This is a genomic window from Flavobacterium tistrianum, assembly GCF_003254545.1.
GTDB lineage: Bacteria > Bacteroidota > Bacteroidia > Flavobacteriales > Flavobacteriaceae > Flavobacterium > Flavobacterium tistrianum.
The window spans coordinates 1-26,173 of the sequence record NZ_QJRH01000054.1 but is presented as its reverse complement, the minus strand read 5'-3'; the positions used below and the strand labels follow the sequence as shown (position 1 = coordinate 26,173).

The window sequence follows — 26,173 nt, the reverse complement described above, 5'->3', positions numbered from 1 at the left end:
ATTGTATTTTTATTAAATTTCCGCAAAATGACGTAGCCAATTTCTTTAAATCCAAAATTGAGTTTTTTCAGACTTTCTTTTTTAACTCAAAATTTCTTAAATAAAAAAAATGCTCTCCTTCTTTTCTTATCTTAAGTCAAGGTCTTAACTTTTTAATAGCCATTACATTTGAGAATTATTAACCTAAAACTCAAAATGCATTTTATGAAATCATCAATCTACCTTAAAATTTTACTTTTTATTGTCGGACTTATTGGTTTTTCAATTGGGATTGCGCTTTTATTTTTTCCGATTACTTTTGAAGCTTCGGCAGGTATTTATCTTAACAAAAATGATTTTAGTCTGTTAAGCGAAATCCGTTCGTCGGGCGGAACGCTGATTTTGTTTGGAATTGTAATTGTTGCGGGAGCATTCAAATCTTCATTTACAAAAATTTCTCTCGAAACGGCAATTTTACTGTATTTCGCTTACGGATTTTCTCGCTTATATGCCATAATTGTTGATGGAATTCCGAGTGCAACAATTCTAAATGCGGCGATTTCAGAAATTGCGATCGGAATTATTTGCACTGGATTTTATTTTAAATATAAAAGCGAACTCGGATAAAACAGATTCGCGATAGCTACGTCTAATTTACGTTTTAGCTTTACACAAAACTCATTTCTGAACTATCCTTTTTCTAATTCTGCTCAATGATTCGGGCGTAACACTTAAGTAACTGGCAATATGAACGAGCGGTATTCGATTTAAAAAATTAGGATTCGATTTCATGAATTTCAGATAACGTTCTTCGGGATTGTAATTGTTTAATAAAGCAATATACCGTTCTGCTTTTCGATAATCTAAAACCATGATTAATGAAGTTATATGCTCCAATATTGGGCTTTTTAACTGCATTTCTAATTCTTTTTCTCGAGTGCCACTTACCAAAATAGTATCTTCAAGACATTGGATGTTAAATTCAGAAGGTTTTCCGTCTAAATAGCTGGAATAAATCACTAAAGGCATTTCTTCTATAAAAAAGCCTGAAGTTTTTTCGACACCGTCAATCACTTTGAATTGTCTTAAACAGCCTTTTAAAACCAAATAACATTTATCGCTAATCTGTCCTTCTGCAACTACAAAATCGCCTTTTTTAAAAAACTCGATTGTTGTATTTTCAATAATCAAATCAATATCTGAAGGCTTAAACCTATTGAATTGTTCTAAAAACTTTCGAAGATCGTTCATTGTTATGGTTTTAAATTTCATTTTTAAAAATAACAAAAGCTTTTTAAAGCACTGAATTTCAGGCTTGTTTTTTTCATCACTATACTATTAAAAAAACATTGCAGAATAAAACTTAATTTTGCAGCAAATAATAAGCAGATGAACCTAAATGATCTTACTGTAATTGATACTGAAAAAATTGCTTTAGACGATTTGTTTTTTAGTGATGAAAATAAAGCCGCTTTGCTTCAGATTATCAAAGAGCATCAATATATCGAAGAATTAAAAAAGTACAATCTTAAAGTTGACAATAAGATTTTATTGCACGGAAGTTCTGGCTGCGGTAAAACCACAACAGCAAAAGCTATTGCTAATGCATTAGGCAAAAACATTATTATTGTCAACCTCAGCACTGTTGTTGATTCGAGAATTGGTGAAACTTCTAAAAATCTGAAAGCGATTTTTGATAAAGCGATTAGAGAAAGAGCGGTTTTATTTTTAGACGAATTTGACCAAATCGGAAAAAGTAGAGACAGCGACGATAAAGACGTAGGTGAAATGAGACGTTTGGTAAACACTATTATTCAGCTTTTTGATTATTTTCCTTCTGACAGTTTATTGATTTGTGCCACCAATCATTATGAGATAATTGACAGTGCTTTATTGCGAAGATTTCAGCTTCGTCTGAAATATGAAATGCCTTCAGAAAAACAGCTGAATATTTATTATGATAAAATCTTAGGCAGTTTTCCAGAACATTTTCAGAATATAGAAAGACGTTATTCGATTTCTTATGCTGAGGCATTAGATTATATTAATACGACCATGAAAAAGCAAATTATTGCTGCTTTGGATTCAAATAAAAACACATAAAATTCAACACAATTTCAGTTTCATTATTTGTTCCGTAGGAACATTTCATCGGTAGAATTAGATTGACATCATTGTTTTACGTTCCGTACGAACGTTTGATTGTCATGCATTTTTTTATCAACGAGACATTCCTGGCTGAACGTGGTTTCACTGGTTACCTTGTTTACCGATCAAACGTTCCTATGGAACGTGTAACCACAATCCACATTTTAATTCTACCGACGAAACGTTCCTAGCGGAACGTGGGTTGTACTGGTTATCTTTTTTTAAAATCAAAAAACCCGCTGCAAATGCTCGCAACGGGTAATTCTCTTGGGTGGAGTTTTATATATAGAATGAAAGTGTACTTGTTTATAAGCCTCTTGTCAACCAACCTTTTTTGTTGGCGGTTGCAATAGCATAAGGCGCGATCCAGAATAAACTGAAAGTGTAAAAAACACTGTATGAATAAGCCCAGAATGATTCTGAAAGTGTGTATCTTTTTGCGTAAAACACCATTGAAAAACTTGAAAAGATCAAGATTGCCATTAATGTTGAACTTAAAAATAATACTGGGTGAATTGCAATAAAATAAAACATAAACAATATAATTGGATACGTCATTGCAATTTTGAAAAACTGGTTTAAGAATAACATTCTTGCTCCAAATTTTGATTCTTTTCTAAAATCTGTAAAAACATATTTTGCCATCATAAGGTTTTCACGAACGTTACTTCTCGCCCATCTTATGAACATTTTGTACAGACCTTTGTACTCTTCGGGAACATTTGTCAATACCACTGCATTTCTTTGAAATTTAACTTCAAAACCTTGTTTCAAAATCATATTAGTCAAAGCACGATCTTCTCCAATATCTGATGGTTCTCCCATAAAAGTCTGGTTGATCCATTCTGGAAGACAGTTGAATACAGCATCTCTTCTGTACGCTGCTAAAGCGCCTGGAGTACATAATACAGAACCTAATTCGCTTTCTGCAGAACGCTGAAATTCAAAACTCATTACGAAACTTACATTTAGCATTTTTGGCAAAATGGCTTTTTTGTTGTTCAAAACCTGAACATTTCCTGCAACTGCTCCGCATTTTTTGTTTACCACAAATGGGCTAACCAAATTTCTTAAAGTATCTTTTTTCACAATAGAATCGCTGTCTACGGTTACAAAGATTTCTCCCGTTCCTAATTTAAATCCTCTGTATAATGCCTGACGTTTCCCTTGATTTTTTGGCTGTTGAAAAATCGTTACGCGATCTCCCAATTTTGCTTTTGCTTCCTGCATCCAGTACCAAGTATCATCCTTACTTCCATCATCAATTGCCAAAAGCTGTAATTTTTCTGCTGGATAATCGCTATCTGCAAGACTCAATAAAGTGTCCCAAACTAATTTTCCTTCATTATATGCCGGAACGATAATCGTACACGTTGGCAATAAATCATCTGATACTGATGGAATCGCTTTATATCTTAAATACAAGTAAGAGCTGTACAAGAAAACTCCTGCCTGATAGAAAAACAGAATGGTAGTGATTACTAAAAATGGCAGTCCCCAAGTTGAGGCAATTCTTTCAAAATGAAATTTCTCAAAATCATCTTGCAATAGAAATACTACTCCAACGCCTGCTAGTAGTAATAAAAAAGTTCCGATAAGAACCGCTAATCCAAACGGACTTGTTGGTCTTTCTACATGTATTTTTTGTGATTTTTGTTTAGTTCCGAAAAAAGAACCGTTTATTGTTTTTTCGCTAATCGCTGAACTGCTGTTCGCGTAAAATTGTTCTGAGATAATTGTTTCGCTTTCCATGCTTATACTCCTTTTTTAATTTGCTTAATGTGGCTTTTAGTAAAATCTTTTCTTTTCTAATTATTTGCGACTCTTGTTCGAGAAACAATAAAAAAACAAACACATCAAAGATTTTGACATTAACACATTTTGCAAGCGACGTGCCAACACGATTTTAAACTGGTATAGAGTGATTTAGAAAAATAGGCACAAAAAAGAGTGTGTAATTATTTTACACTTTTTGGATACGGTATACACTAAAATTGTAGAAATTGGAATTGAAAAAGCGAGATTCCGAGCGGGTTTAGAACGTTTTACTTCTTCTAATTTTTAAAAAAGCGTAGATCTCAAAAAACAAATTTTCTGACGAAAAAATGATACGAATTGATAAAACGCAATTACTAAAATAAAATTGTCCGAGAGAAAGAAAATGGATTTAAAATCAACTTTTTTTCGGCTTTGGAAAAACATTCTTCATAAAAAATCAGGAAATCTTACTTAAAAAAGTTAAATTTATCGAAACAAACTTAACTCTAAAATTTAAGGAGATTACAAAATGAGTAAAGAGAATTACCATCTTTTACTGGCTGATGACGACGAAGACGACTGCCTTTTTTTTAAAGAAGCTCTCGACGAAATAGATGTCAGCACCGATCTTTTAACGGTTCATGATGGCGTACAATTAATGGATTATTTAAAAAGCAATATTTTAAATCTTCCAGAAGTTCTTTTTTTGGATTTAAATATGCCCCGAAAAAATGGCTTGGAATGTTTGGATGAAATAAAAAATGACGAAAAACTAAAAAATCTGCCCGTCATTATTTTCTCTACTTCATTGGATAGTGAAATAGTGAATAGTCTTTATCAACAAGGTGCTTCTTTTTATATCAGGAAACCTGGAGAATTTTCTAAACTAAAATCTGTTATACATAAAGCCCTTACTATTGCATCACAAAACAATTTCTCACAGCCTGAAAGAGCTAATTTCATACTGCAACCCTAACTTTCTTTGGAAATGAGCCATAAAAAAAAGGAACATTATTTTCTTTCCGAAGGTGGAGAAATGGGAGAATTAATTCGTTCCAAAGATTGGAGCCAAACTCCTTTGGGTGATCCCGAAAAATGGCCGCAAAGTTTAAAAACAATGACCGCAATGATGCTTGGCAATCCGTTTGGAATGTACATTGCGTGGGGAAAAAATTATACTCAACTCTATAATGACGCTTTCCGCCCTATTCTTGGCGTTTCTAAACATCCAGAAGCTTTGGGCGGAAGTTCTAAAGATACATTTGCTGAAATCTGGGACACCATTGGGCCAATGTTTGCCGATGTAATGAAAGGACATGCCGTAAGTTTTCCTGATTTTAAAGTGCCTCTTCATCGAAATGGTTATACCGAAGATTGCTTTTTTGATTTTTCGTATAGTCCCATAAAAATAGAAGACGGTTCTATTGGCGGAATTTTGGTCACGGTTATCGAAACCACCGAAAAGAAAATTGTTGCAGATGCTTTACAAGAAAGCAATGCACGATTTGTCAATAATATCATGCAAGCTCCCGTGGCCATGTGCATTTTTAGAGGCGAAAATCATGTTGTAGAAATTGCCAACGAACAAATGTTGCAACTTTGGGAAGCAAAAGCCGAAAATGTAATTAATAAACCAATTTTTGAAGTTCTGCCAGGATTAAAAAAACAAGGCTTTGATGAAATTCTTCACAACGTTTTTACAGACGGAAAAAAAATTACTACAGACGAACTTTTTGTTCAATTAAATCGAAATGGGCAAACCGAAAATACTTATATCAATTTTGTCTACGAAGCTTTACGTGAACCTGACGGAACTATTTCTGGCGTTGCAGCAATTGCTACAGAAGTTACAGCTCAAGTTTTGGCTCGCACAAAAATAGAAGAAAGCGAACAAAAAATAAGACAGCTGGTAGAAAACGCTCCTTTTCCGATTGCCGTTTATGTAGGAAAAGAAATGCGTATTGAACTCGCAAATGAATCGATCATAAAAATCTGGGGAAAAGGTCATGATGTTATTGGAAAAACTTATAAAGAAATTCTTCCTGAACTACAAAATCAGTCGGTATTTGAGCAAGTTGAATCGGTCTTTAATACAGGTCAATCCTTTCACTCCAGAAATTCACGCATTGATATTGTTATCGATAATGTTTTACAATCGTTTTATTTCAATTATAGCTTTACACCTCTGTATGATCTGACTGGAAAAATTTATGGTGTAATGAATACTGCTGTAGAAATTACAGATTTATATTTAGCCAAACAGAAAATTGAAGAAAGCGACAAAAGATTCCGAAATACCGTAAGGCAGGCACCTGTTGGCATTACGATTCTTCGCGGGCCAGAATATGTGGTAGAAATGGCAAACGAAGCTTATCTAAAATTGGTAGATCGAGAGGAAGATACTTTTGTTGGAAGACCATTGTACGATTCTCTTCCAGAGGTTAAAGAAACCGTGAGCACATTATTAGACAGTGTTTTAAATACAGGAATTTCGTATCACGGAATTGAAGTTCCTGTGCCTTTAAACCGATATGGAAAAATAGAAACTTCTTATTTTGATTTTCTTTACCATCCATTAAAAGAAGAAAATGGCAACATTTCTGGAATTTTAGTAACGGCTACTGAAGTCACTGAAAAAGTAGAAGCTAGAAAAAAAATTGAATTAAATGAGGAACGCCTCAAAATTGTAGTGGAAGCCAGCGAATTGGGGACATGGGAATTGAATGTTAAAACCAGAATTCCTTCTTATTCGCAAAGATACCTTGAAATTCTTGGAGGTTACACGGAAGAAGTGGCATTAACTCACGAAGAATTATTAGCCCATCTTCATCCTGATGATTTACACATTAGAAATAAAGGCTTTAAGGAAGCTTTAAGTACAGGTTTTTTAAATTATGAAGTCCGTGTAATTTGGAAAGATCAATCTATACATTGGATTGAAGGAAAAGGAAAAGTTTTTTATGATGAAAACCATGAGCCTGAAAAGCTTATTGGAACGATTCGAGATATTACCAAAGAGAAAAAATACCAACAGAAAATTGAAGAAAGCGAAAAGAAACTTCGCAATCTTATTATGCAGTCGCCCGTTCCGAAAGCCATTTTACGAGGAAATGATTTTGTGATCGAAATGGCCAATTTTGTGCTTTTGAATAATATTTGGAAAAAAGAAGAAAGCGAAGTTCAAGGAAAAAAAATATTAGAAATATTTCCAGAACTCAACAAACAGAAATACGCATATTTACTAAAACAAGTTTACGAATCTGGAAATGTATATTCAGAATCTGAATCTTTGCTTTTTATTGACAATGAAAAACATGGCAATCAATTTTATGTAGATTTTGAATTTGCGCCGCTCCGCGAAAGCGATAATTCGATTTCTGGAATTAGAATGACGCTTATTGATGTTACAGAGAAAGTAGAAGCCAGAAAGAAAATTGAAGAAAGCGAGAAGAGATTTAGATTGCTTACCGAAAGTATTCCGCAATTAATTTGGGAAACCGATGCCAATGGAAATGCTCTTTTCACTTCTGGGAGATGGCTTGAATATACTGGTATTGAACCTGGAATAGAAGGTTCGTGGCAGAAAATGATTCACCCAGATGATTTCGACGAAAATGTCAAAATCTGGCAGCATGCGCTCGCAACGGGAGAAATGTACCGCTGTGATGTAAGAATGCGTAGAAAAGACGGTTCTTATAGATGGCATACTGTTATTGGAGAACCCGTATTTGGACCCGATAATAAAATTGTAAAATGGGTCGGCGCTTTTACCGATATTCATACCGAAAAAGCTTTTACGCATGAACTTGAACAACAGGTTACAGCCAGAACTAGAGAACTAATCCAAATTAACGAATCGCTTCGCAAAAGTGAAGAACGTTATCATTTAATGGTTGAAGAAGTTCAAGAATATTCAATCCTCTACCTGAATCCTGATGGTATTGTAGAAAACTGGAATGTGGGAGCTGAAAAGATTAAAGGCTACAAAGCAGAAGAAATTATCGGAAAATATTTTGCTGTTTTTTATACCAAAGAAGATCAGAAAAATAAACTGCCAGAGAAACTTTTAAAATTAGCTCGCGAAAAAGGAAAAGTTATTCATGAAGGCTGGCGCACACGTAAAGATGGAAGCTTATTCTGGGCAAGTGTGGTTATTACGGCTGTGCATAATAAAAAAGGCGATGTTATTGGTTTTTCAAAAGTTACACATGACTTAACTGAAAGAAAAAAAGCCGACGATAAATTAAAAATGAATGCACTCGAGCTCGAGCAAAAAAATAATGAATTGGAAGAAATGAACAAAGAACTCCAGTCATTTGCCTATATCTCAAGTCATGATTTACAGGAACCGCTCAGAAAAATACAGACTTTTGCTTCTCAAATTATTGAAAAAGAAGCTGAACATTTATCAGAAAATGGAAAAGATAAATTTAAAAGAATGCAGAATGCCGCGCAGCGAATGCAGACTTTAATTAATGATTTATTGGCTTACTCGAGAACAAATGTTCAAGAACGTATTTTTATAAAAACAGATCTTGCCCAAATTATAAATGAGGTAAAAGAAGATTTAACCGAAGAACTGGATCAGAAAAACGCCATAATTGAAATTGAACAAAGTGTTGAAGTTGATATTATTCCGTTTCAATTCAAACAATTATTGTATAACCTCATCAGTAATTCGTTAAAGTTTTCAAATCCTGATATTCCGATTGTAATTAAAATTAGAAGTAAAATTGCGCTGGGAAAAGATTTAGAAAATGAAAAATTGATTCCTGCTAAAAAATACTGTTACATAGAAGTTTCAGATAACGGAATTGGTTTTGAAGCTCAATATAACAAAAAAATATTCGAAGTTTTCCAACGTCTCCACGGACGTGACCGCTATAACGGAACTGGAATCGGATTGGCGATTGTGAAAAAAATTATCGAAAATCACAACGGAGTAATCACCGCATCAGGTATTCAGAATCAAGGAGCTTCTTTTGATATTTATATTCCTGTAAAATAATTTTTTCTGAAATTCCAATTTCCAAACTCCAAATTCCAATTTTATATTCATAAAAAAAACGGAAACTGCAAATAAGTGGTTTCCGTTTTTCCATTTCAAAGGAAATTGAAATTCTCAAAACAATTTTTATCTAGTATAAACAGTAATTACACCTGTTGTTTTGTCTTTAATTTTTAGCTCTTTGTTTGTAAGATTCATGATATCGCTAGTAGAGCTTACATTTCCAACAGTAATAGTCAAATCATTGTGAGACCTTACATAAGTACCTGTAGTTTCTGTTAAGGCGCAATCACTTCCGTTATAATCACCAATAACTGCTGCATTGCTTAATCTTAAATCTAAATAATCTCTGTTGCATCCAGCTTGATTCTGCGGAGCATCAATTAACACTTCCTGTCCATTAACAATTGTTCCTGTTTGGCTTAGATTATACTTCCCTTGAATTGGAACTATTGTTTCTCCTTCATTATCGTCGTTACTACAAGAAGTTACGAACATTCCCGCGCTTAAGGCTAATACGAATAAAAAGTTTCTATTTTTCATGATTTCTTTGTTTTTTATTAATTTAATTCAATAATGCTAAATTAAAAGTATATACTTACAAAAAATTTCATGATTATGCGAATATTTTACATAAATCGCATTTTAAAAAAATTAAAATTAATTACATTTTGGTCTATTTGATAAATAACGATTAATAATATACTGTGTTATTGGTTTCAAGAATCTTTGTGTATTTTCTGGATAAGGAGCATATTGATTATAGCATTCTATAGAGTTTCCAATCTTAATATAAAAAACTTTCGCTCTCCCATTATCATCAAAAAATTTAGTTGAATCACATACTTCTATCTTTTTTAAATCAAAATATCGAGCATCATAATAAGTGCCACAATAGCCCTCGTCAGATCTTTCTATTTTTTCATAATGATTGCCAGTCCATTGCATACAATCTTTTTGTGACATGCTTAAGTAAATGATTATACCTAATACAGTAAGAAAAGCAGTAACTGCAAAATATCTCTTTATTCTAATTTTTATTCCATCTTCTCCTCTAATCTTAATTGGAATTGATATTCCCGCTGAAATTGCTTCCAAGTTCTGATTTTCATCTTGCTCTACTTCTTCATTTTTATCTTTTTCTACTTCCTCATTTTCTACTTCCTCATTTTTTAAACTAGGAAATTTTTCGTTTTCTACCTCATCAATAAAAGTACTAAGTGAAGTTTCTTTCTTCGCGGGTGGTGTAGTATTTCTTAACTCTTCTATTAATTTCCTTTCCTCTTCGCCATGTTGTTTTCTATACTCATTAAAAGGTCTTGGCTGAAGATCAACTAATATTGCGGCCAATTGAATGGTATCCTCTGCGGGATTCTCTGTTTTGCCTATTAAAAATCTCTTAACCGATTCTAATTTATTCAGTTCATCTTCTCCAAACAAGTTTTTTTTATTCTTATCAAAAGGAAATTCAAAAAAAGATTCAAACATTATTAAGTCTTCTTTTTTAGAATTCGCACTAAATCTTTTAATGCACAAATTTCTAAGATTTGCTGCTGTTGGAGAATTTAAATTATTTGAATATTCTCCATTTTTTTCCTCTTCATATTTAGCTTTAATCGCTTTTTTATAATCTTCAAAAGTAATGTTTGACATAGGCATTTGAACTTTTTAAAACTTTTCCAAAGTACTTTCCTCGACTTTTTAAGACTTTCTGGAACTTATCCTGACTTTAAGAAAATATATTCGACTTTCCTGACTTTACGCTCCTTACAGCCCTAAACCCCACATAACTTTGCCTCAACAAAATTAGTTATCGCTTTGATCTGCAGGTCAAAAGCAAATGTACAAAACTAGTTCATGTACCGAGTGCGGAAAACCGTAAGACGGATTTTATTCCGGGAAGTATAGATGAAAATCTTACGGTTCTACGCACTTCACTTCCCAAACAAAATTTGGCATTGCTGTCATTAAAAACAATCTGGAAAAACTCCAGACAGCAATCCTCATGTCTAATTTTTAATCTATAAAAAAAATGAAAACTCTATATCTATTGGGAGCGTGCGCGCTATTGTCAACTACATTATTTTCTTGTACTGCTGATGAATTTGAAACGGCTAAAAACAAAACAGAGGTAAAAAATGATACAGCTCCGGCGAAAGATATGCAGGCAACTGGACCAGACGACGATCCAGTTGTGGTGCCACCACCGCCAAAAAAATAATGTAATATTTTAGAAAAAAAACTGTAATTTATAATAAATTACTATTTTCGGGGAAAGTAAGATTATGTTACGATCCCCGTTTTTTTATCTGTTAATTATTCTTTCTTTCTTTTCTTGCAAAGAAAAAACAATTGCACCTGCTAAGGTAGACCCCAGCCGTGAGGAAGCTTTTAAACTAAGAGATTTAGGCATTGCCAATCTGCAAAGCAAAAATTACAATAATGCTTTTTATAATTTTAATAAATCAAAATTAGATTTTGAAATATTAAAAGACAGTGCCAATATTGTTTACAACTTAATTCAGATGGCTTCTATCCAACAGATAAATGGGGATTATTATGGAAGCAAAGAAACACTTACAGAAGCTCTTCCTTATGTTAAAAAGAAAGATATTTATACCGTTTCTATAAATAACTTTTTCGGAATTGCAGACAAAGAACTCGCACTTTATGACGATGCTATTCATTATTACAATGAGGCCATAAAAGATGCTGAAAATAATGTTTCTAAATTTTCTCCTCTAAATAATATTGCCGTTATTAACATTGAGCAGAAAAAATATGGAAAAGCAATTCAGATTTTAGAATCGATTTTAAATGAGAAACAAATTTCAAAACAAAGTAAAGCACGTGTACTAGACAATCTTGGTTTTGCCTATTTTAAAATTGGAAATAATGATAAAGGGCTCGCCTTAATGCAGGAAGGACTTAGGATTAGAAATGAAGTTCAGGACTTATATGGCATTATCGGAAGCAATCTTCACCTTGCCCAATATTATTCAAAAGCCAATATTCAAGAATCTAATGCGTATGCCGCAAAAGCATATGAAATTGCAACAAAACTCCGTAGTATTGACGAACGCTTAAAAGCATTATCTTTTCTCATTTCAAACGATTCTGAAACTCAAAATGCTTATGCACGAAAATTCATTTTTTTAAACGATAGCATAATAAAAGTTCGAAACAATTTTAAAAACAAGTTTGCCAAAATCAAATACGATTCAAAAAAAGAAAAAGAGGAAAACCAAAAACTGCGATTAGAAAAGGCAGAGACTTCTCTTGCTTTACAAAAAGCACATTACCAAAAGATATTTTTCATAATTGGTATTACTGCGCTTTTTCTTTTATTGCTTTATTTGAGAAAGTTTTATCAGAATCGAAATCGAATCGAAAAAATAAAGACGGCATACAGTACCGAAACTCGAATTGCCAAAGATATCCATGACGGTTTGGCAAATGATGTTTTTCATGCTATAACTTACACACAAACTCAACCTTTAACAGACGAAAGCAATAAAGAAAACTTGCTCCAAAAACTCGATGACATTTACTCACGCGTTCGCGGAATTTCTCGAGAAAATAATGACATTGATACTGGTCCAAATTTCCCCAATAATTTAAAAGAAATGCTTTCTACTTATAATAGCAGTCAGACAAACGTTATTATAAATGGTGTTGAAAAAATAAATTGGGATTCGGTCGACGATTTAAAAAAGATTGCCATTCAGAGAGTTTTACATGAATTAATGGTCAATATGAAAAAACATAGTGAAGCTCCAGTCGTATCCATAAAATTTGATACTAACTCAAATTCCTTACTTATTGACTATAGTGATAATGGAAAAGGCTGCGAAAAATCAAAAATTATAAAAAATGGTCTGCAAAATATGGAAATCCGTATTCTGGCTGTAAAAGGAACTATTACTTTTGAAACTGAACCGAATAAAGGTTTTAAAGTAAAAATAACAATGCCTAAATAAGAGCCTATGTTTAAAAAAGTAATTATAGCCGAGGATTTTGAAGAATTCAATTTAGCCATAAAGCAAACTTTGAGCGATTTCAATATTAGCAATTTTCAGCACGCCAAATATTGTGATGATGCCTTTCTCAAAATAAGAAAAGCCATTCAGGATAATGAACCATATGATTTATTGATTAGCGATCTTTCGTTTAAAAAAGACCATCGCGAAGTAAAAATTGGCAGTGGAGATGAACTGATTCAGAAAGTTCGTGAACTGCAGCCTGAGATTAAAATCATCGCCTACTCTATTGAAGATAAAAATGCTCGCATAAAATCACTTTTTGAAGATTCTGAAATTAATGCCTTTGTTCTAAAAGGGCGAAATAGTATTGAAGATCTAAAAAAAGCGCTTACAACAATTTCTGCTTCAGATCAAAAATTTATTTCGCAAGAAGTTGCTTCTGCGCTTCAAAAAAAAGGCAATTACGAAATAGACGACGTAGACATTAAAATTTTAAAATATCTGTCTGACGGAACATCTCAGGACGAGATTATAGAAATCTTCAAAACCAGTGACATAAAACCAAATAGCAAAAGTGCAATGGAAAAAAGATTGGCAAAACTAAAAGATTTTTTTAAAGCCAATAATACCATTCACTTGGTTTCTATTACAAAAGATATGGGGATAATTTAGATTCCTGTTTTATTCAATTATTTAAGGCTCCTTTGGGAGTCTTTTTTTATTTCTTCAAATTAATTTCGGATTATGGATTTCCGTAAAATACTGGTTTTTATTGGTTTTACTTTTGAATCATTAATTTAAACTACAAACCGATGGAAATGAACATTCAACTAAAATCTTTAGCAGATAAAATAAATCAGCTGAAAAGTAAAATTGAAACTGAAGAATCTACAAAACACGCTTTTGTATTGCCTTTTATACATGCTTTAGGATACGATGCATTTAATCCGCTAGAAGTAGTCCCAGAATTTACAGCCGATCTTGGCTTAAAAAAAGGAGAAAAAGTAGATTATGCTATTTTTCAGAATGGCGAACCAATTATTATTGTAGAATGCAAAAGCTGGAAAGAAAAACTTACGGTTCATAATTCGCAATTATTTCGCTATTTCCATGTAACCAAAACTCGATTTGCACTTTTAACAAATGGAATCCAATATCAGTTTTTTACCGATTTGGATGATCAGAATAAAATGGACGAAAAACCATTTTTAGAATTTGATATCTGCAATTTAAAAGAAAACACAATAAGTGAAATTGCTAAATTTCATAAAGCCAATTTTGATGTTAATAATATTGTAAGCAATGCAAGTTCACTAAAATACATTAAGGAAATTAAAAAGCTTATCAATGCTGAATTAGAAAACCCTTCAAACGATTTTACAAAACTGTTTGCAAGCAAAATATATGCAGGAAGGCTGACGGAAAAAGTTGTTGACGAATTTAAAGATTTAGTTCAAAAATCGGTTAGCCAATTTATTAATGACAAAATTAATGATCGTTTAAATGCGGCTTTAAGCAAAGAAACTATTAAACAGCAAGATGAAGAAATTATCTCAGTTGAAGATGACAGCAAAGTCGTTACAACCGAAGAAGAACTTGATGCTTATCGCATAGTAGTTGCCATTTTACGCCGAAAACTGCCAGTTGCCAGAATTGTCTCTCGTGATACACAATCCTATTTTGGAATACTGTTGGACGATAATAATCGAAAACCTCTTTGCAGACTTCATTTAAATAGCGGTAAAAAATACATAAGCCTTTTCAACAATAATAAAACCGAAGCTAAAATTGCAATTTCATCAATTGATGATATTTATCAATACGAAAAAGAATTATTAGAAACGGTGGCTCTTTATGAGACAGAATTAAATCCCGTATAAGTACTCATTTAAAAAAACTGAATTCTAATTAGATTTATCGCATCACGAAAAATACTAACCTATAATCAAAAATACTATGAAACCAAAACATTACATTATTGCTGGACTTTGCTTATTTATGTTGGTCACTGCACTTACTAATCCTGGAACTGAAAAACATAAAGAAGAAGTAAAACTGAAAATGAATGCATTTTTAGAAAAAGAAATGGATAAAGAGAATGCAACTCAGAACGATGATATGTCAAAAGCTGGCGGAATGTTGGGAAATGCTCTAGCACAATCGATGGTAAACATGCTCGTAGATAATATAGTTTCTTCATCAAATTACATTCTTTTTTCGACAACAGATGTTACTGTCGACGGAAAAACCAAAACTATTGGCTTTGGTATTTTGGGAAATGTCTTTTTATCTAACAAAATTGATGAAGCAATAAAACAATAAAAAACAGAATTTTTCAGCTAACCAAATACCACATCGCCTATGCAAAAAAACTACCTCATCTTACTTTTATTATTTGCATTTTATTCGTGTAAGAAGGCGGCCTCTCCACCTCCATTGCCACAAGTAAATTCATTTTACAAATCGGTAATTACACCAGATGACCGAAAGACAATCACGCCAGAAGAAGCCAAAACTTATCATGTCAATAAAACCTATCAATACGAATACCGCACAGGAAATCCTGGAAATTATGAATACAATTATGATGTAAAAGGGATTAATAATGCAGGAGATTCTGTCTCTGGCAATATAAACGTTTCGGGAAAATATGGCGCAGGAATTTTAACCAGCGATACGGTTGCAGAAATCGAAATCAATACAGAATGGATTTCATACGGAAAATTAAAAGCAACCGATAAGCAAGGAAACGAATATCAATTAATTGTCAAATAAAAAAGACCTAAATGAAATACACTTTACTGTTACTTTTTGTTTTTGCAACTTCATTTAGACCTCCGCAAACCAATGTATACATTTGCGGATCAAATGGAGCAAAAAAATATCATTATAAAGAAACATGCCGTGGTTTATCTAGCTGCCGCAGTGAGACTGTAAAAACATCGCTTAAACAAGCTCAAGGTTTAGGCTTGACACTATGCGGATGGGAAGATTGATCATCTTCCCATTTTTACATTTAATCATTTGATAATAATCACTTTACAATAATTTCACATTAGTTTTTTTAATTTGATATAAAACTAATCGTCATGAAATTCTTTAATCTAAAATTCCTAGTATCATTCAAAGAATGGCTTTTTTTAAGAGCAATGCAATCTTCTTTCCTACATTAATAAACCATTATAAATAAAGGAAAGCACTATTGAATGAATAAAATTGAAAGCTCATTTTTGAACAAAAACCAATTTGGTAAAGATTTCTTGTGGGGTGTTTCTACCGCTGCTTTCCAAATTGAAGGTGCACACGATGCCGACGGAAAAGGTTCTTCTATCTGGGATGTTTTTACTTCTCAAAAAGGAAAAATTAAAAACGGACATCATGCTATAACCGCTTGTGATTTCTACAATTGTTATCAGGACGACATTAATTTAATTAAAGAACTCAATATTCCGAATTTTAGGTTTTCTATCAGCTGGCCTAGAATTATGCCGACTGGTGTTCATCCTATCAATCAAGCAGGCATAGATTATTATAATAAGATTATAGATTCGTTGCTAGCTTCGGGAATAGAACCTTGGATAACACTTTATCATTGGGATCTACCACACGAACTTGAAGTTAAAGGAGGCTGGACCAATCGCGAATCGGTTTCTTGGTTCAAAGAATATGTAGAAGTCTGCGTACAGTATTTTGGCGATCGTGTCAAAAACTGGATGGTTATTAATGAACCTTCTGTTTTTACTGGAGCAGGCTATTTTTTAGGCATTCATGCGCCTGGAAAAAAAGGCATTACCAATTATCTTAAAGCCATACATCATGTTACTCTGGCAACTTCTGCTGGAGCTAAAATAATTCGCGAAAGAGTTCCAGATGCACATATCGGAACCACATTCTCCTGCACGCACATTGAATCTGCAACTGAAAACGCAAAAGATGTTGAGGCCGCAAAACGTGTTGATACTTTATTAAACAGAACTTTTATAGAACCTATTTTAGGATTAGGTTATCCGCAGAAAGATCTTCCTGTTCTTAAAAAATTAAATAATTATATTCTGGAAGACGATTTAAATAATCTGGCTTTCGATTTTGATTTTATCGGATTGCAGTGTTACACTCGAGAAGTGGTAAAATCTTCTATTTTAATTCCATACATTGGTGCTGAACTGATAAGCGCTGAGAAAAGAAATGTAATTTCGACCGAAATGGGCTGGGAAGTTTATCCTCCTGCCATGTATCATATTCTTAAAAAATTCAATGAATATGACGGAATCAAAAAAATAATTATTACCGAAAACGGTGCTGCGTTTCCAGATACTGTTCAAAACGGAAAAGTTCATGATATAAAACGAACCCATTTTATTCAGGATAATCTAGAACAAATATTAAAGGCAAAACAAGAAGGCTTAAATGTTGAAGGTTATTTTGTTTGGAGCCTTACTGATAACTTTGAATGGGCCGAAGGTTATAATGCCCGATTTGGATTAATTCATGTCGACTTTGAAACGCAAAAAAGAACCATTAAAAACTCCGGATTGTGGTTCAAGGATTTTTTATCCTAACTGTTTTGGTTTTACCGCAAAGTTCTATAAGGTTTACGCAGAGAACGCTAAGAGTTTTTTATTGACTTAAATAGGAATATATAAAAGAGATCGCAAAGGTTGCCAATCTTTGTCGATATACGAGTGTGATCCTTCGTTCCTCAGGATGACAAACTGTAGGTAAAACAAAAAAAAATCGCAAAGCCTTATACACACAAAGCTTTGCGAACTTAATCTTTAGATTTAATCTCAAAATAACCTTAGCGAACTTTGCGTAAAATCTTAGCGCCCTTGCGGTTAAAAACCTAGACCTAAATAATATTAAAACTTATATTTATAATTCTGTTTTAAGATACCAACATTGATTTTTCCGTTACTTTTTAAGTGCGCCATTATTCTAATGTATTTCTCTTCGGGATATTTTACAGTAAAGCTAAAGGTTGTATCCTTTGTTTTTACTTCAAGCAAGTGCTTTCCTTCATCAGATATTGATAATCCGACTGTTTCATAAGTAGGCAAAGCTTCTGTTGCTTTTAAGGTAATTTCTTGAACTTTTTCTTTATCCAGAAATACTTCCAGTTTTAAATTGTCCAATTTCATATCTGTTGGCTGTTCAAACGAAACAACATATTTTTTACAGCTGACAGTACATAAAACAATTAAGAGTATTAGGAGCTTTTTCATAAAGGTATTTTAAACTGATTGTTATTAAAAATCAAAACCATTTTTAGTATTTTATAAATATAAATAATTTTATTTCAATCCGGCAGAAAAACCAAATTTTACAAATTTTCAGAATCCATTATTACTCTAAAAAGACAGAAAAAAAATCTTCAAAAAAAAGTAAAAAAAGAACAAAAAAATCAGTTATTTCACTGATTTTCATTAGGTTTATTGGGATTTTTTCCTTATATTTATAGTGTAAATAACAGTAAGTATATGCCAAAAAACACACTTTTTAAACGCCAAAATTACGCTTCAAAAAATCATTCTTTTTATTTTTTCAAGTATTTTATTTTTCAAAATGCGTCCAGATTTCATTTAGAAATTATGTCGCTTAATCTTTTTTCTGCACTAAGTATAAACATGCAGAAGACACTAGAGCAACTGCTCCAACCGCAACCGTAATTATTTTGCGAGGATATATTTTCTGAACCATTTTTTTAGAAAATAATTCTTTAAAATTCAAAATAAGATTTTCCTTTTCAGGAACTTCTTTATACTCTTCATTTTCATTTTCCAACAAAACATTTTCTTCTATGCCATTACTATCAATTTCCGCCGTTACGTCCTTAGCGACATTCTTAATTTGTTTTGCTTCTTCAATTCTACATTTTTCATTGAACTTTTTAAAAGGACGCGGCTGAAAATCGACCAACACTGCAGCAAGATTTATGGCGTCGATGTTTGTTGGGTCCGTTTCTCCCTTAAAGAAAGTTTCGATAGGCCTAAACTTATCTTTTTGGGTTTTAAATTTATTCTTTTGGGTATAGTCAAAATCTACGCACAGTAAATTTCTAAAAACCTTTAAATCATCTTGAGTTGAATTGTCTTCAAAGATAAGCCAACATAAATCGCGGAGTTTTCCGCGTGAAGGGTGGTTTAGGAAGTCAAAATATTCTCCCTCTTTTTCGATCTCATATTTAATTTTAATTGCCTTTTTATATTCTTCTAATGTATTGTTCATCTTGCTTTTTTAGAAAATTCTTTTGACTCCTTTTATTTCCATTTTTAACCAAAACTTTTTTATATGCCTTTATTTTCAACCTCTAAATTTTATCATTACAAGCAATTCAATTTCTATTCCAAATCTATACTATTTCTATATTTTTTTTAAACGATTTGCAACCAACTTTTGACTGACAAATTGCATCTATTATAATAGAGATTTGTTTAAAATTAAATAATTCAAACTAGACTTTTACGCTTTTTTCTGGGAATTTCTGGGAATCTCAGGAAAACGCAGGAATTCCGGGAATCCCTTGCCAGTTAAGGCCTGGAAGCTCCTTTACTTTGCATCAAGAAATTAGTTCAGGTTTTGTCTGCAGACTAAAACAATAATGAAAACCAGTTCTAATTAAGAGTGTAAAAAAACTGTAAGACCGAGTTTATTCGGGAAGTATAAATAACGTCTTACTGTTCTACACACTTCACTTCCCAAAACCAATGTTGGTATTGCCACAGAAAGCCTCTGGATCATTCCGGATAGCAATACCTATGTCTAATTTCTTAAAAATAAACAAAATGAAAAAACTAATACTATTTATCGCTTTTGCGTTATTGTTCACGATATTTTCTTGCACTCCTGATGAGTATGAGACACAAACAGTTAAGAAAACTGAAAAAACTACCCAGCCTTCATATGCTGGAGATGCTAATCCTGATGGTCCTGGTGATGGGAAAACTCCACCTCCAATAAAACCATAAGTTAAAATATACTTTTAGTATCTAATTAATTACTATTTTCGGGGAAAGTAAATTTTATATGTTACGGTCCCCGTTTTTTTATTTTTTTGTACTAGTTTTTCTCTTTTCCTGTAATAAAAAAAAGATTAATAATCTTGGAACAGAATCAATACGAAAAGAAGCTTTAAATCTAAGAGACAAAGCAGATGAGAATTTTGCAAAGCAAAATTTAAGTACTGCTTTTTACGAATTTAATAAATCAAAAACACTTTTTGAAACCTTAAAAGACAGCGCCAATATTTCGTATACACTTATACAAATGTCATCTATTCAACAAATCAATGGAGATTATTATGGTAGTAAAGAGACTGTAACCGATGCATTATCTTATGTGGAAAAAAGCAAACCCCATTTAGCCTGCATAAATAATATATTAGGTATTGCAGACAAAGAACTTTCTCTATATGATGATGCAATAATTTATTACAAAAAATCTGTAAGCAATTATAAAAGCCCTATTGAAAAACAAATTCCTTTAAATAACATTGCCGCTGTATACATTCAACAAAAAAAATATGATGATGCCATTCTCCTTTTAGATTCTCTTCTAAATAATAGCATGTTAAAAGAAAAAAATGAAGCTTATAATGAATCCTTAATAAAAGATAACTTAGGATATGCTTACTTTAAAAAAGGATTAGAAAAAAAAGGATTACAGTTAATGACTGAAGGTCTAAAAATTAGAATTAATACTAAAGATACCTATGGAAGCATTGAAAGCTATCTACATCTTGCCGATTATTATGCTAACAAAGATCTTCAAAAATCAGACAAAAACGCTCTTACAGCGTATAACATTTCTACAAAACTAAATAGTATAGACGAAAGATTAGAAGCCCTGCAAATATTAATCTCAAATGACAATAGCCCTAATACCGCAAAATACACACAAAAGTATTTTACACTAAATGATAGTATCATTAAAGTTCGAAATAATTTTAAAAATAAGTCCGCAAAAATTAAGTACGATGCCCAAAAAGAAAAAGACGAAAACGAAAAACTTCGTTTAGAAAAGGCGGAGAATCAATTATCACTTCAAAGAGCCAAATACCTTAAAATTGTATCGGTTATTGTTTTTGCTTTTTTAGTTGTTCTAATATTTATCTTGATACGCTATTATAAAAATAAAAACAAAGCCATTGAGTTTAAAACTTCGTACAACACCGAAACACGAATTGCTAAAAAAATTCATGATGAACTGGCAAACGATGTTTTTCAAGTAATTGCTTTTGCTGAATCTCAGCCATTATCTGTAGAAAACACCAAAGAAAATCTGTTGCAAAAACTGGATGATATATATAGTCGCGTACGGGGAATTTCAAGAGAAAACAATAGTATCGATACTGGCGCAAATTTTACCCACAGCATAAAAGAAATGCTCTCTGCCTATAATACACGAGAGAGAAATATCATGATTACCAATTTAGAAAACATAAATTGGGAAAATATTGATGATATTAAAAAAATCACCATCAGCCGAATTTTACAGGAACTAATGGTAAACATGAAAAAGCACAGCGAAGCAACTATTGTTGTAATACGATTTGAAAGTGACCAAAAATCAATTTCAATAAGTTATATGGACAACGGTAAAGGCTGCGAAAAAAGTGTGATTGTGAAAAACGGTCTTCAAAACATGTCAAATCGTGTTCTCGCCGTTAATGGTACATTTGATATTGAAACAGAACCAGACAAAGGATTTAAAGTAAAAATATCGATGCCAGAACAAACACAGATTAAGGTAAAAGAAAAATTCGCGTATTAAAAAAACCTTTCAGAATTAATCTGAAAGGCTTTTCTCTTCAAAAACAATAGTATTATAACCTTTTCTAGCTTATAATGTTTCCTTTAAAACAGCCACCGCTTCTTTCCAGTTATTTACTCGTAAGTGGTGCGTTTTGTTTATATTGTGAAAGGCAGTAAACATAATAGGTTTACCCATACAGTAATCTAGATTTTTACAGTGATCGTCAATCAGGTAATCGGTATTGATGATTCTTTTGCTGCCGCATAAAACTATATTTTCCCATTTTATAAAAGGAAAATGTTCCGCAAGCCATTCTACTTTTTCGGCAAGAGAGATTGGAAATTCTGTTGCTGCCGAAACAATAAAAATTTCAAAATTCTTTTGGAGTTCCTGCAAACTTTCAACTGCATCTGGCATTACTGGCAGGTTTCTAAAAAAATTGCCTTTATTTAAAATTCCGTGTAAAAGCGATCTTTCCTTAAAAGCTTCTTCTTCACTTAATCCCTGGATTCCTTCTTTGGAAAGGTTCATTCCGTATTCTTTATTATATTCTTCAATCAATTGGGTTTCTATATCGGCTAGCACCCCGTCCATATCAACTGCAATGGTTTTCTTTCTCATGATAATTTTATTTTGCGGTAAAATTATGCAAAAATTGCAATATATTGCAATTTTTAACTTATTTTTGCAATATAAAACCGCAATTAAAATGAAAAAGGAAGAACGTCAAAAGGCAATTTTAGAATATTTATCTAAAGAACATCGAGTATCATCTGTAGAATTAAGTGAATATTTGAGCGTTTCAGAAGATACAATCCGACGCGATTTAAAAGAACTTTCAGATCAAGGACTTTTAAAAGCAGTTCGTGGCGGTGCGGTCGCCCCTTCTCCAATTCCACTTCATTATAGAAAGAGAGAAAAACACGATATCGAAAACAAAAAGATAATTGCTCAAAAAGCCATTTCGTATTTGAAAGACGGACAAGTGGTTTTTATTGACGGCGGAACCACTTCTTTGGCTTTGGTTGCCAGTTTTCCTTATGATTTAAAATTGACGGTTATTACCAACAGTTTTCCTATTGCTACATTAGTAGAAGATTTACCCAATATTGATTTAATTTTTGCTGGTGGAAAAATGTGCAAAACTTCTTTTGCCACTTCAAGCATTGAAACGATTGATTTCTTTAGAAACTTCAGAGCAGATGTCTTCATTTTAGGAATCTGCAGTATTCATCATGAGCGTGGCATTACGGGAATTCTATACGACGATTCTGTGCTGAAAAAGAATATGATTAAAAACTCCAACTTTGTGATCGCTTTAAGTTCTATCGAAAAAGTTGAAACTGCCGAATCTTATTTTGTGTGCCCAATAAAAGATATCGATGTTTTGGTAACGAATGTTTCTCCTGATGAGGAAATTTTAAAACCGTATAAAAATACTGGTTTGACTATTCTTTAATTTCATAACTTTGGTCTAGACAATGAATTAACATTAATCTGACGCAATGGAATTCCAATATTTTCTACCATCAGAAATTCTGAAACCTTATATAAAACACTATTATATTTTTGAATCGGATTCTGATATAGAATTTCAAGATACTGTTTTTCCTAGTGGCGAAATGGAAATGATTTTTAACCTTGGCGATGGTATTTGGGAATCATTGATTGATGAAAAATTTCATAAAACTCCAAAAATTGAATTGTGGGGACAAATAACAAAACCGCTTGCTATAAAATCAAAAGGCAGACATACTATGCTTGGCATTCGGTTTTACACGCATTCTGCAGCTTATTTTTTTAATGATGAAGTCGGAATCTTTAACGATCAGATTTTAGATTTAGAAGATGTTATTGGCAAACCTATAACAACACTTCATTTACAGCTTTTGGAAACTCCAGAAATACAAAAGCGAATTGAACTTATCGAATCTTTCTTAATCAAGAAACTGATAACGAATGACAACAAGTCGCAGAAAATTCAAAAAGTGGCTCATATACTGTCGAGTTTAGTCCAAAATCCATCAGGAAACGACATCAACACTATTGCAGCCAAATACGGAATGACACCTCGTTATCTTCATAAATTGGTTTTTCAGCACACAGGTCTTGCACCAAAATCCTTTAACAAAATTACCCGTTTTCAGCGCAGCTTAAAACTGATTTCCAACAACGATTCTCCATTAACGTCTGTTGCTTACGATTCTGGCTATTTTGACCAATCGCATTTTATAAGAGATTTTAAAGCTTTTACAGGAACTACGCCTACTTCTTACCTAGAAAATCTTTCTCCAATAAATAATTTAATTATTTAAAAATCAATATTCAGAGCCCTACTTCTTAGCAACTTAGCGTCTCAGAATTTTAGAACCTAAAAAAAGAACTGTTCCGATTTGTACAATTTTAAAGTTTTCAGGCGCAATACCTTTGATTAAAATAATATCAATTTATTCTTTTAATTAAAAACTAACGTTATGAAAAATTATGCTCTTGGTACAATCTTAAAACTAATTGTATTTACCATATTATTAAGCAGCTGTAATTCGGCATCAAAAAAAGAAACAGACAATTTAGACGAAGCAAAAAAAGCAATTCAAGCAAGTAATGCTATTTATTTTAATTCATTTAAAAATAATGATCCATCCATTTTCATAGATCGTTATGCGGATGATGCTTCGATATTGCTTCCAAACGCGCCTCAAATTTATGGAAAAGAAGGCGCTGCCAAATTTTTCAGAAAAGCCTATGATGAATATGGCTTAAGAGGCGGTAAATTTATTACGACAGCAGTTTATGGCGATGGCGTAGAATATGTTACCGAAGAAGGTTTATGGCAGTCTTTAAATGCGAAAGGCGAACTTATGGATGATGGTAAATTTCTTGTTCTTTGGAAAAAAACTCCTAAAGGCTGGAAAATGTTTAGAGATTCTTTTAGCAGTAATCGCGAAGCAAAATAAGAATGCTTATTTAAGGTGCAATTCAATCACAAATAATATTTTCTATCTTTGTTTTAAACCAAAATTCAGAGTTAAAATCTAAAAAAACAAAAAAAGTAGGTTTTTTCTTTCTTTTAAAATAAAAAGCATATCTTTGCTTTGCTAAAATACCTAGGATATCATCCTAAAAACTTTATAAGTTAACATAAGCGATTCCCTCGCCATGATGTACCTGCGGAAACAATGGTAAATCTATCCTATTCGGGTATTTTAGCACATCTAAAGCGAGGGTTTCGTGTGTCTAATATTTTCGATTATGCTAAAAGAAAATCAAAAACCAACACATCGTGATGTAATGCCATCCGTAATTAATTTCCTTTCAGACGAATTGTTTGAGGGAGATTACAAAGAACAGCCTATGTACTTGCAGGAAATCTTCGAGCTCCTCATGCATACCGAATTTGGCGACGATATTAATTTAAGGCAAAAAATACTAAGTTGCTTAAGAACCAGCCGAAATCTCGCCGAAGCTTTATCGCCATTTTCAGAGAAACAAATCTATAAGGCTTGCGCTAGTAATAGATAAATTATTCTAATAAAATTGAAAACCCTGCGAATTGATATTTGCAGGGTTTTGTTTTTACTTAAAATAGAAAACCAATCTTTGCGGGCACGGATTGCAAATCCGCGCTATCGGTTTTTTTGTTAAAATCGGTTATTTTTGATTCTTCAAATCATTACTTTTATCCAAAGTAAACAATCGCAAAAACGCTTTTTCGAGTTTGATTTCTTTTTTGTCGTTTTTTAGGGTCACGATAAAGCTTTTAAAATCATCATCGACCGTTATAAAAATGGTTATGACAGCTTTAGGGCTTGCTTCTTCCAGCTTTTTAAATGCCACAATGGTTTCCTGCTCATCGAGTGTTTCAAGCCTGATAAGATAGTTTCTGTGATTTTGGGCAGTAACATATATTCCCATATAACTTGGAACTACTTTACTACTAGGCTCCAATATAATTTTATTAAAATTCTCTTGGGTCTCATTAGGTCGGAGATAACCTAATTTTTCACTATTAAAGAATTCCATATCTAGACAATACATTTCCAATGGTTTATTAAACTCCACTTTCCAATTGTAGCGAAGCCTGTAATCGTCCCATTGCTTACAGCTTATTTTTCCCTGTCTTATTATTTCACGAACTTCAGTAGGAACCTCTCTAGATATTAGTTCCCTTTCAACCACAGCATCAGGCATATCACCACTTAATTTAAAATGGGCTTTATATACTTCATTAGCTTCTTTTCTGTCCAATTCCCTAGCTTGATACCTCCCTATCTCAACCTTGTTTTGTCCATTCATCCATACCACCACCATTCCTTTTGGTGCGAGACCTACGGTGAGAGAACTGTAAGTTTCCCAGTGCAGGGTTTCTTTTCCGTCTTCAGATTCAATTGGAATACCGTAGTTCATATACCCTTCCTTAAATAAATTGTAGATTTTTTGCTGTGGCAATGCAAATTCTCCTTTATATATTTTCATCTCAGTTGGTGCATACCATACAATACTCACATGATCCGGGGCCGGTTTTGGCTGGCTTGACCAACTGCGC

Annotated in this window: 26 protein-coding genes; 18 read left to right on the top strand and 8 right to left on the bottom strand. The window is 32.7% G+C overall.

Going from position 1 to position 26,173, the window contains the following annotated elements; genetic code table 11:
- Positions 1 to 204 precede the first annotated feature (204 nt).
- Positions 205 to 606: a DUF4345 domain-containing protein gene (locus DMB71_RS01270; protein ID WP_162614748.1), complete on the top strand. Its 402-nt coding sequence runs from the start codon at positions 205 to 207 to the stop codon at positions 604 to 606.
- A 51-nt stretch (positions 607 to 657) separates the two neighbouring features.
- Here DMB71_RS01270 and DMB71_RS01265 read toward each other — a convergent pair whose 3' ends face one another.
- Positions 658 to 1,251 carry a Crp/Fnr family transcriptional regulator gene (locus DMB71_RS01265; protein WP_111362976.1) on the bottom strand — a complete coding sequence of 198 codons (594 nt, stop codon included), beginning with the start codon at positions 1,249 to 1,251 and terminating at the stop codon, positions 658 to 660.
- A 117-nt stretch (positions 1,252 to 1,368) separates the two neighbouring features.
- Here DMB71_RS01265 and DMB71_RS01260 point away from each other — a divergent pair, with 117 nt between their 5' ends.
- The gene (locus DMB71_RS01260) at positions 1,369 to 2,082 is read left to right on the top strand and encodes an AAA family ATPase (protein ID WP_111362975.1); all 714 of its coding nucleotides are present in this window, start codon (positions 1,369 to 1,371) and stop codon (positions 2,080 to 2,082) included.
- Between the two features lie 351 nt (positions 2,083 to 2,433).
- On the opposite strand, the gene DMB71_RS01255 is transcribed toward DMB71_RS01260, so the two are convergent.
- Positions 2,434 to 3,879 carry a glycosyltransferase gene (locus tag DMB71_RS01255; RefSeq protein WP_111362973.1) on the bottom strand — a complete coding sequence of 482 codons (1,446 nt, stop codon included), beginning with the start codon at positions 3,877 to 3,879 and terminating at the stop codon, positions 2,434 to 2,436.
- Positions 3,880 to 4,414: 535 nt separating this feature from the next.
- On the opposite strand from DMB71_RS01255, the gene DMB71_RS01250 reads away from it, so the two are divergent.
- Positions 4,415 to 4,861, top strand: coding sequence for a response regulator (locus DMB71_RS01250; RefSeq protein ID WP_111362971.1), 447 nt, complete (start codon positions 4,415 to 4,417; stop codon positions 4,859 to 4,861).
- A gap of 12 nt (positions 4,862 to 4,873) precedes the next feature.
- Positions 4,874 to 8,893, top strand: a complete 4,020-nt coding sequence (locus tag DMB71_RS01245; RefSeq protein WP_111362970.1) for a PAS domain S-box protein — start codon at positions 4,874 to 4,876, stop codon at positions 8,891 to 8,893.
- A gap of 126 nt (positions 8,894 to 9,019) precedes the next feature.
- Here the strand turns inward: DMB71_RS01245 and DMB71_RS01240 are convergent, their stop codons facing one another.
- On the bottom strand, positions 9,020 to 9,436 hold the full coding sequence (locus DMB71_RS01240; protein WP_111362968.1) for a lipocalin family protein: 417 nt from the start codon (positions 9,434 to 9,436) through the stop codon (positions 9,020 to 9,022).
- A 117-nt stretch (positions 9,437 to 9,553) separates the two neighbouring features.
- Complete coding sequence (locus DMB71_RS01235; RefSeq protein ID WP_111362967.1) at positions 9,554 to 10,546, bottom strand: hypothetical protein; 993 nt, start codon at positions 10,544 to 10,546, stop codon at positions 9,554 to 9,556.
- A gap of 379 nt (positions 10,547 to 10,925) precedes the next feature.
- Here DMB71_RS01235 and DMB71_RS01230 point away from each other — a divergent pair, with 379 nt between their 5' ends.
- The 8 genes from DMB71_RS01230 to DMB71_RS01195 all read left to right on the top strand — a co-directional run bounded on the left by DMB71_RS01230 (position 10,926) and on the right by DMB71_RS01195 (position 17,435).
- Positions 10,926 to 11,114 (top strand): hypothetical protein, encoded by a 189-nt coding sequence (locus DMB71_RS01230; RefSeq protein WP_111362965.1) that lies wholly within the window; start codon positions 10,926 to 10,928, stop codon positions 11,112 to 11,114.
- A 64-nt stretch (positions 11,115 to 11,178) separates the two neighbouring features.
- The gene (locus tag DMB71_RS01225) at positions 11,179 to 12,873 is read left to right on the top strand and encodes a tetratricopeptide repeat-containing sensor histidine kinase (protein ID WP_111362964.1); all 1,695 of its coding nucleotides are present in this window, start codon (positions 11,179 to 11,181) and stop codon (positions 12,871 to 12,873) included.
- A gap of 6 nt (positions 12,874 to 12,879) precedes the next feature.
- A complete protein-coding gene (locus DMB71_RS01220; protein ID WP_111362962.1) occupies positions 12,880 to 13,548 on the top strand; it encodes a response regulator transcription factor in 669 nt (222 codons plus the stop codon).
- Between the two features lie 146 nt (positions 13,549 to 13,694).
- The gene (locus DMB71_RS01215) at positions 13,695 to 14,756 is read left to right on the top strand and encodes a type I restriction endonuclease (RefSeq protein ID WP_394336370.1); all 1,062 of its coding nucleotides are present in this window, start codon (positions 13,695 to 13,697) and stop codon (positions 14,754 to 14,756) included.
- Between the two features lie 76 nt (positions 14,757 to 14,832).
- The gene (locus DMB71_RS01210) at positions 14,833 to 15,198 is read left to right on the top strand and encodes a DUF4359 domain-containing protein (RefSeq protein ID WP_111362959.1); all 366 of its coding nucleotides are present in this window, start codon (positions 14,833 to 14,835) and stop codon (positions 15,196 to 15,198) included.
- Positions 15,199 to 15,237: 39 nt separating this feature from the next.
- Entirely contained in the window at positions 15,238 to 15,651 is a 414-nt protein-coding gene (locus DMB71_RS01205) for a hypothetical protein (protein WP_111362957.1), read from the top strand.
- A gap of 11 nt (positions 15,652 to 15,662) precedes the next feature.
- Positions 15,663 to 15,872, top strand: a complete 210-nt coding sequence (locus DMB71_RS01200; protein WP_111362956.1) for a hypothetical protein — start codon at positions 15,663 to 15,665, stop codon at positions 15,870 to 15,872.
- 210 nt (positions 15,873 to 16,082) lie between these two features.
- A complete protein-coding gene (locus DMB71_RS01195; protein ID WP_111362954.1) occupies positions 16,083 to 17,435 on the top strand; it encodes a GH1 family beta-glucosidase in 1,353 nt (450 codons plus the stop codon).
- 300 nt (positions 17,436 to 17,735) lie between these two features.
- On the opposite strand, the gene DMB71_RS01190 is transcribed toward DMB71_RS01195, so the two are convergent.
- Positions 17,736 to 18,098 (bottom strand): hypothetical protein, encoded by a 363-nt coding sequence (locus DMB71_RS01190; RefSeq protein WP_111362953.1) that lies wholly within the window; start codon positions 18,096 to 18,098, stop codon positions 17,736 to 17,738.
- Between the two features lie 373 nt (positions 18,099 to 18,471).
- Positions 18,472 to 19,101, bottom strand: a complete 630-nt coding sequence (locus tag DMB71_RS01185) for a hypothetical protein (protein WP_111362951.1) — start codon at positions 19,099 to 19,101, stop codon at positions 18,472 to 18,474.
- A 557-nt stretch (positions 19,102 to 19,658) separates the two neighbouring features.
- On the opposite strand from DMB71_RS01185, the gene DMB71_RS01180 reads away from it, so the two are divergent.
- Both DMB71_RS01180 and DMB71_RS01175 read left to right on the top strand, forming a co-directional pair.
- Complete coding sequence (locus tag DMB71_RS01180; RefSeq protein ID WP_111363010.1) at positions 19,659 to 19,841, top strand: hypothetical protein; 183 nt, start codon at positions 19,659 to 19,661, stop codon at positions 19,839 to 19,841.
- Between the two features lie 298 nt (positions 19,842 to 20,139).
- The gene (locus tag DMB71_RS01175; protein WP_317048391.1) at positions 20,140 to 21,645 is read left to right on the top strand and encodes a tetratricopeptide repeat-containing sensor histidine kinase; all 1,506 of its coding nucleotides are present in this window, start codon (positions 20,140 to 20,142) and stop codon (positions 21,643 to 21,645) included.
- Positions 21,646 to 21,714: 69 nt separating this feature from the next.
- On the opposite strand, the gene DMB71_RS01170 is transcribed toward DMB71_RS01175, so the two are convergent.
- On the bottom strand, positions 21,715 to 22,248 hold the full coding sequence (locus DMB71_RS01170; RefSeq protein ID WP_111362948.1) for a 5' nucleotidase, NT5C type: 534 nt from the start codon (positions 22,246 to 22,248) through the stop codon (positions 21,715 to 21,717).
- An 88-nt stretch (positions 22,249 to 22,336) separates the two neighbouring features.
- Between DMB71_RS01170 and DMB71_RS01165 the strand changes: the two genes are divergently transcribed.
- From DMB71_RS01165 to DMB71_RS01150, 4 genes are all read left to right on the top strand, one after another.
- Entirely contained in the window at positions 22,337 to 23,086 is a 750-nt protein-coding gene (locus tag DMB71_RS01165) for a DeoR/GlpR family DNA-binding transcription regulator (protein ID WP_239452896.1), read from the top strand.
- 46 nt (positions 23,087 to 23,132) lie between these two features.
- Positions 23,133 to 23,942, top strand: coding sequence for a helix-turn-helix transcriptional regulator (locus tag DMB71_RS01160; RefSeq protein ID WP_111362946.1), 810 nt, complete (start codon positions 23,133 to 23,135; stop codon positions 23,940 to 23,942).
- Between the two features lie 159 nt (positions 23,943 to 24,101).
- Positions 24,102 to 24,584: a YybH family protein gene (locus tag DMB71_RS01155; RefSeq protein WP_111362945.1), complete on the top strand. Its 483-nt coding sequence runs from the start codon at positions 24,102 to 24,104 to the stop codon at positions 24,582 to 24,584.
- Positions 24,585 to 24,879: 295 nt separating this feature from the next.
- Positions 24,880 to 25,149: a hypothetical protein gene (locus DMB71_RS01150; RefSeq protein ID WP_111362943.1), complete on the top strand. Its 270-nt coding sequence runs from the start codon at positions 24,880 to 24,882 to the stop codon at positions 25,147 to 25,149.
- A 129-nt stretch (positions 25,150 to 25,278) separates the two neighbouring features.
- Here DMB71_RS01150 and DMB71_RS01145 read toward each other — a convergent pair.
- Positions 25,279 to 26,173: DUF2931 family protein (locus tag DMB71_RS01145; RefSeq protein WP_162614747.1), on the bottom strand; the 895-nt coding region annotated here is incomplete at its 5' end.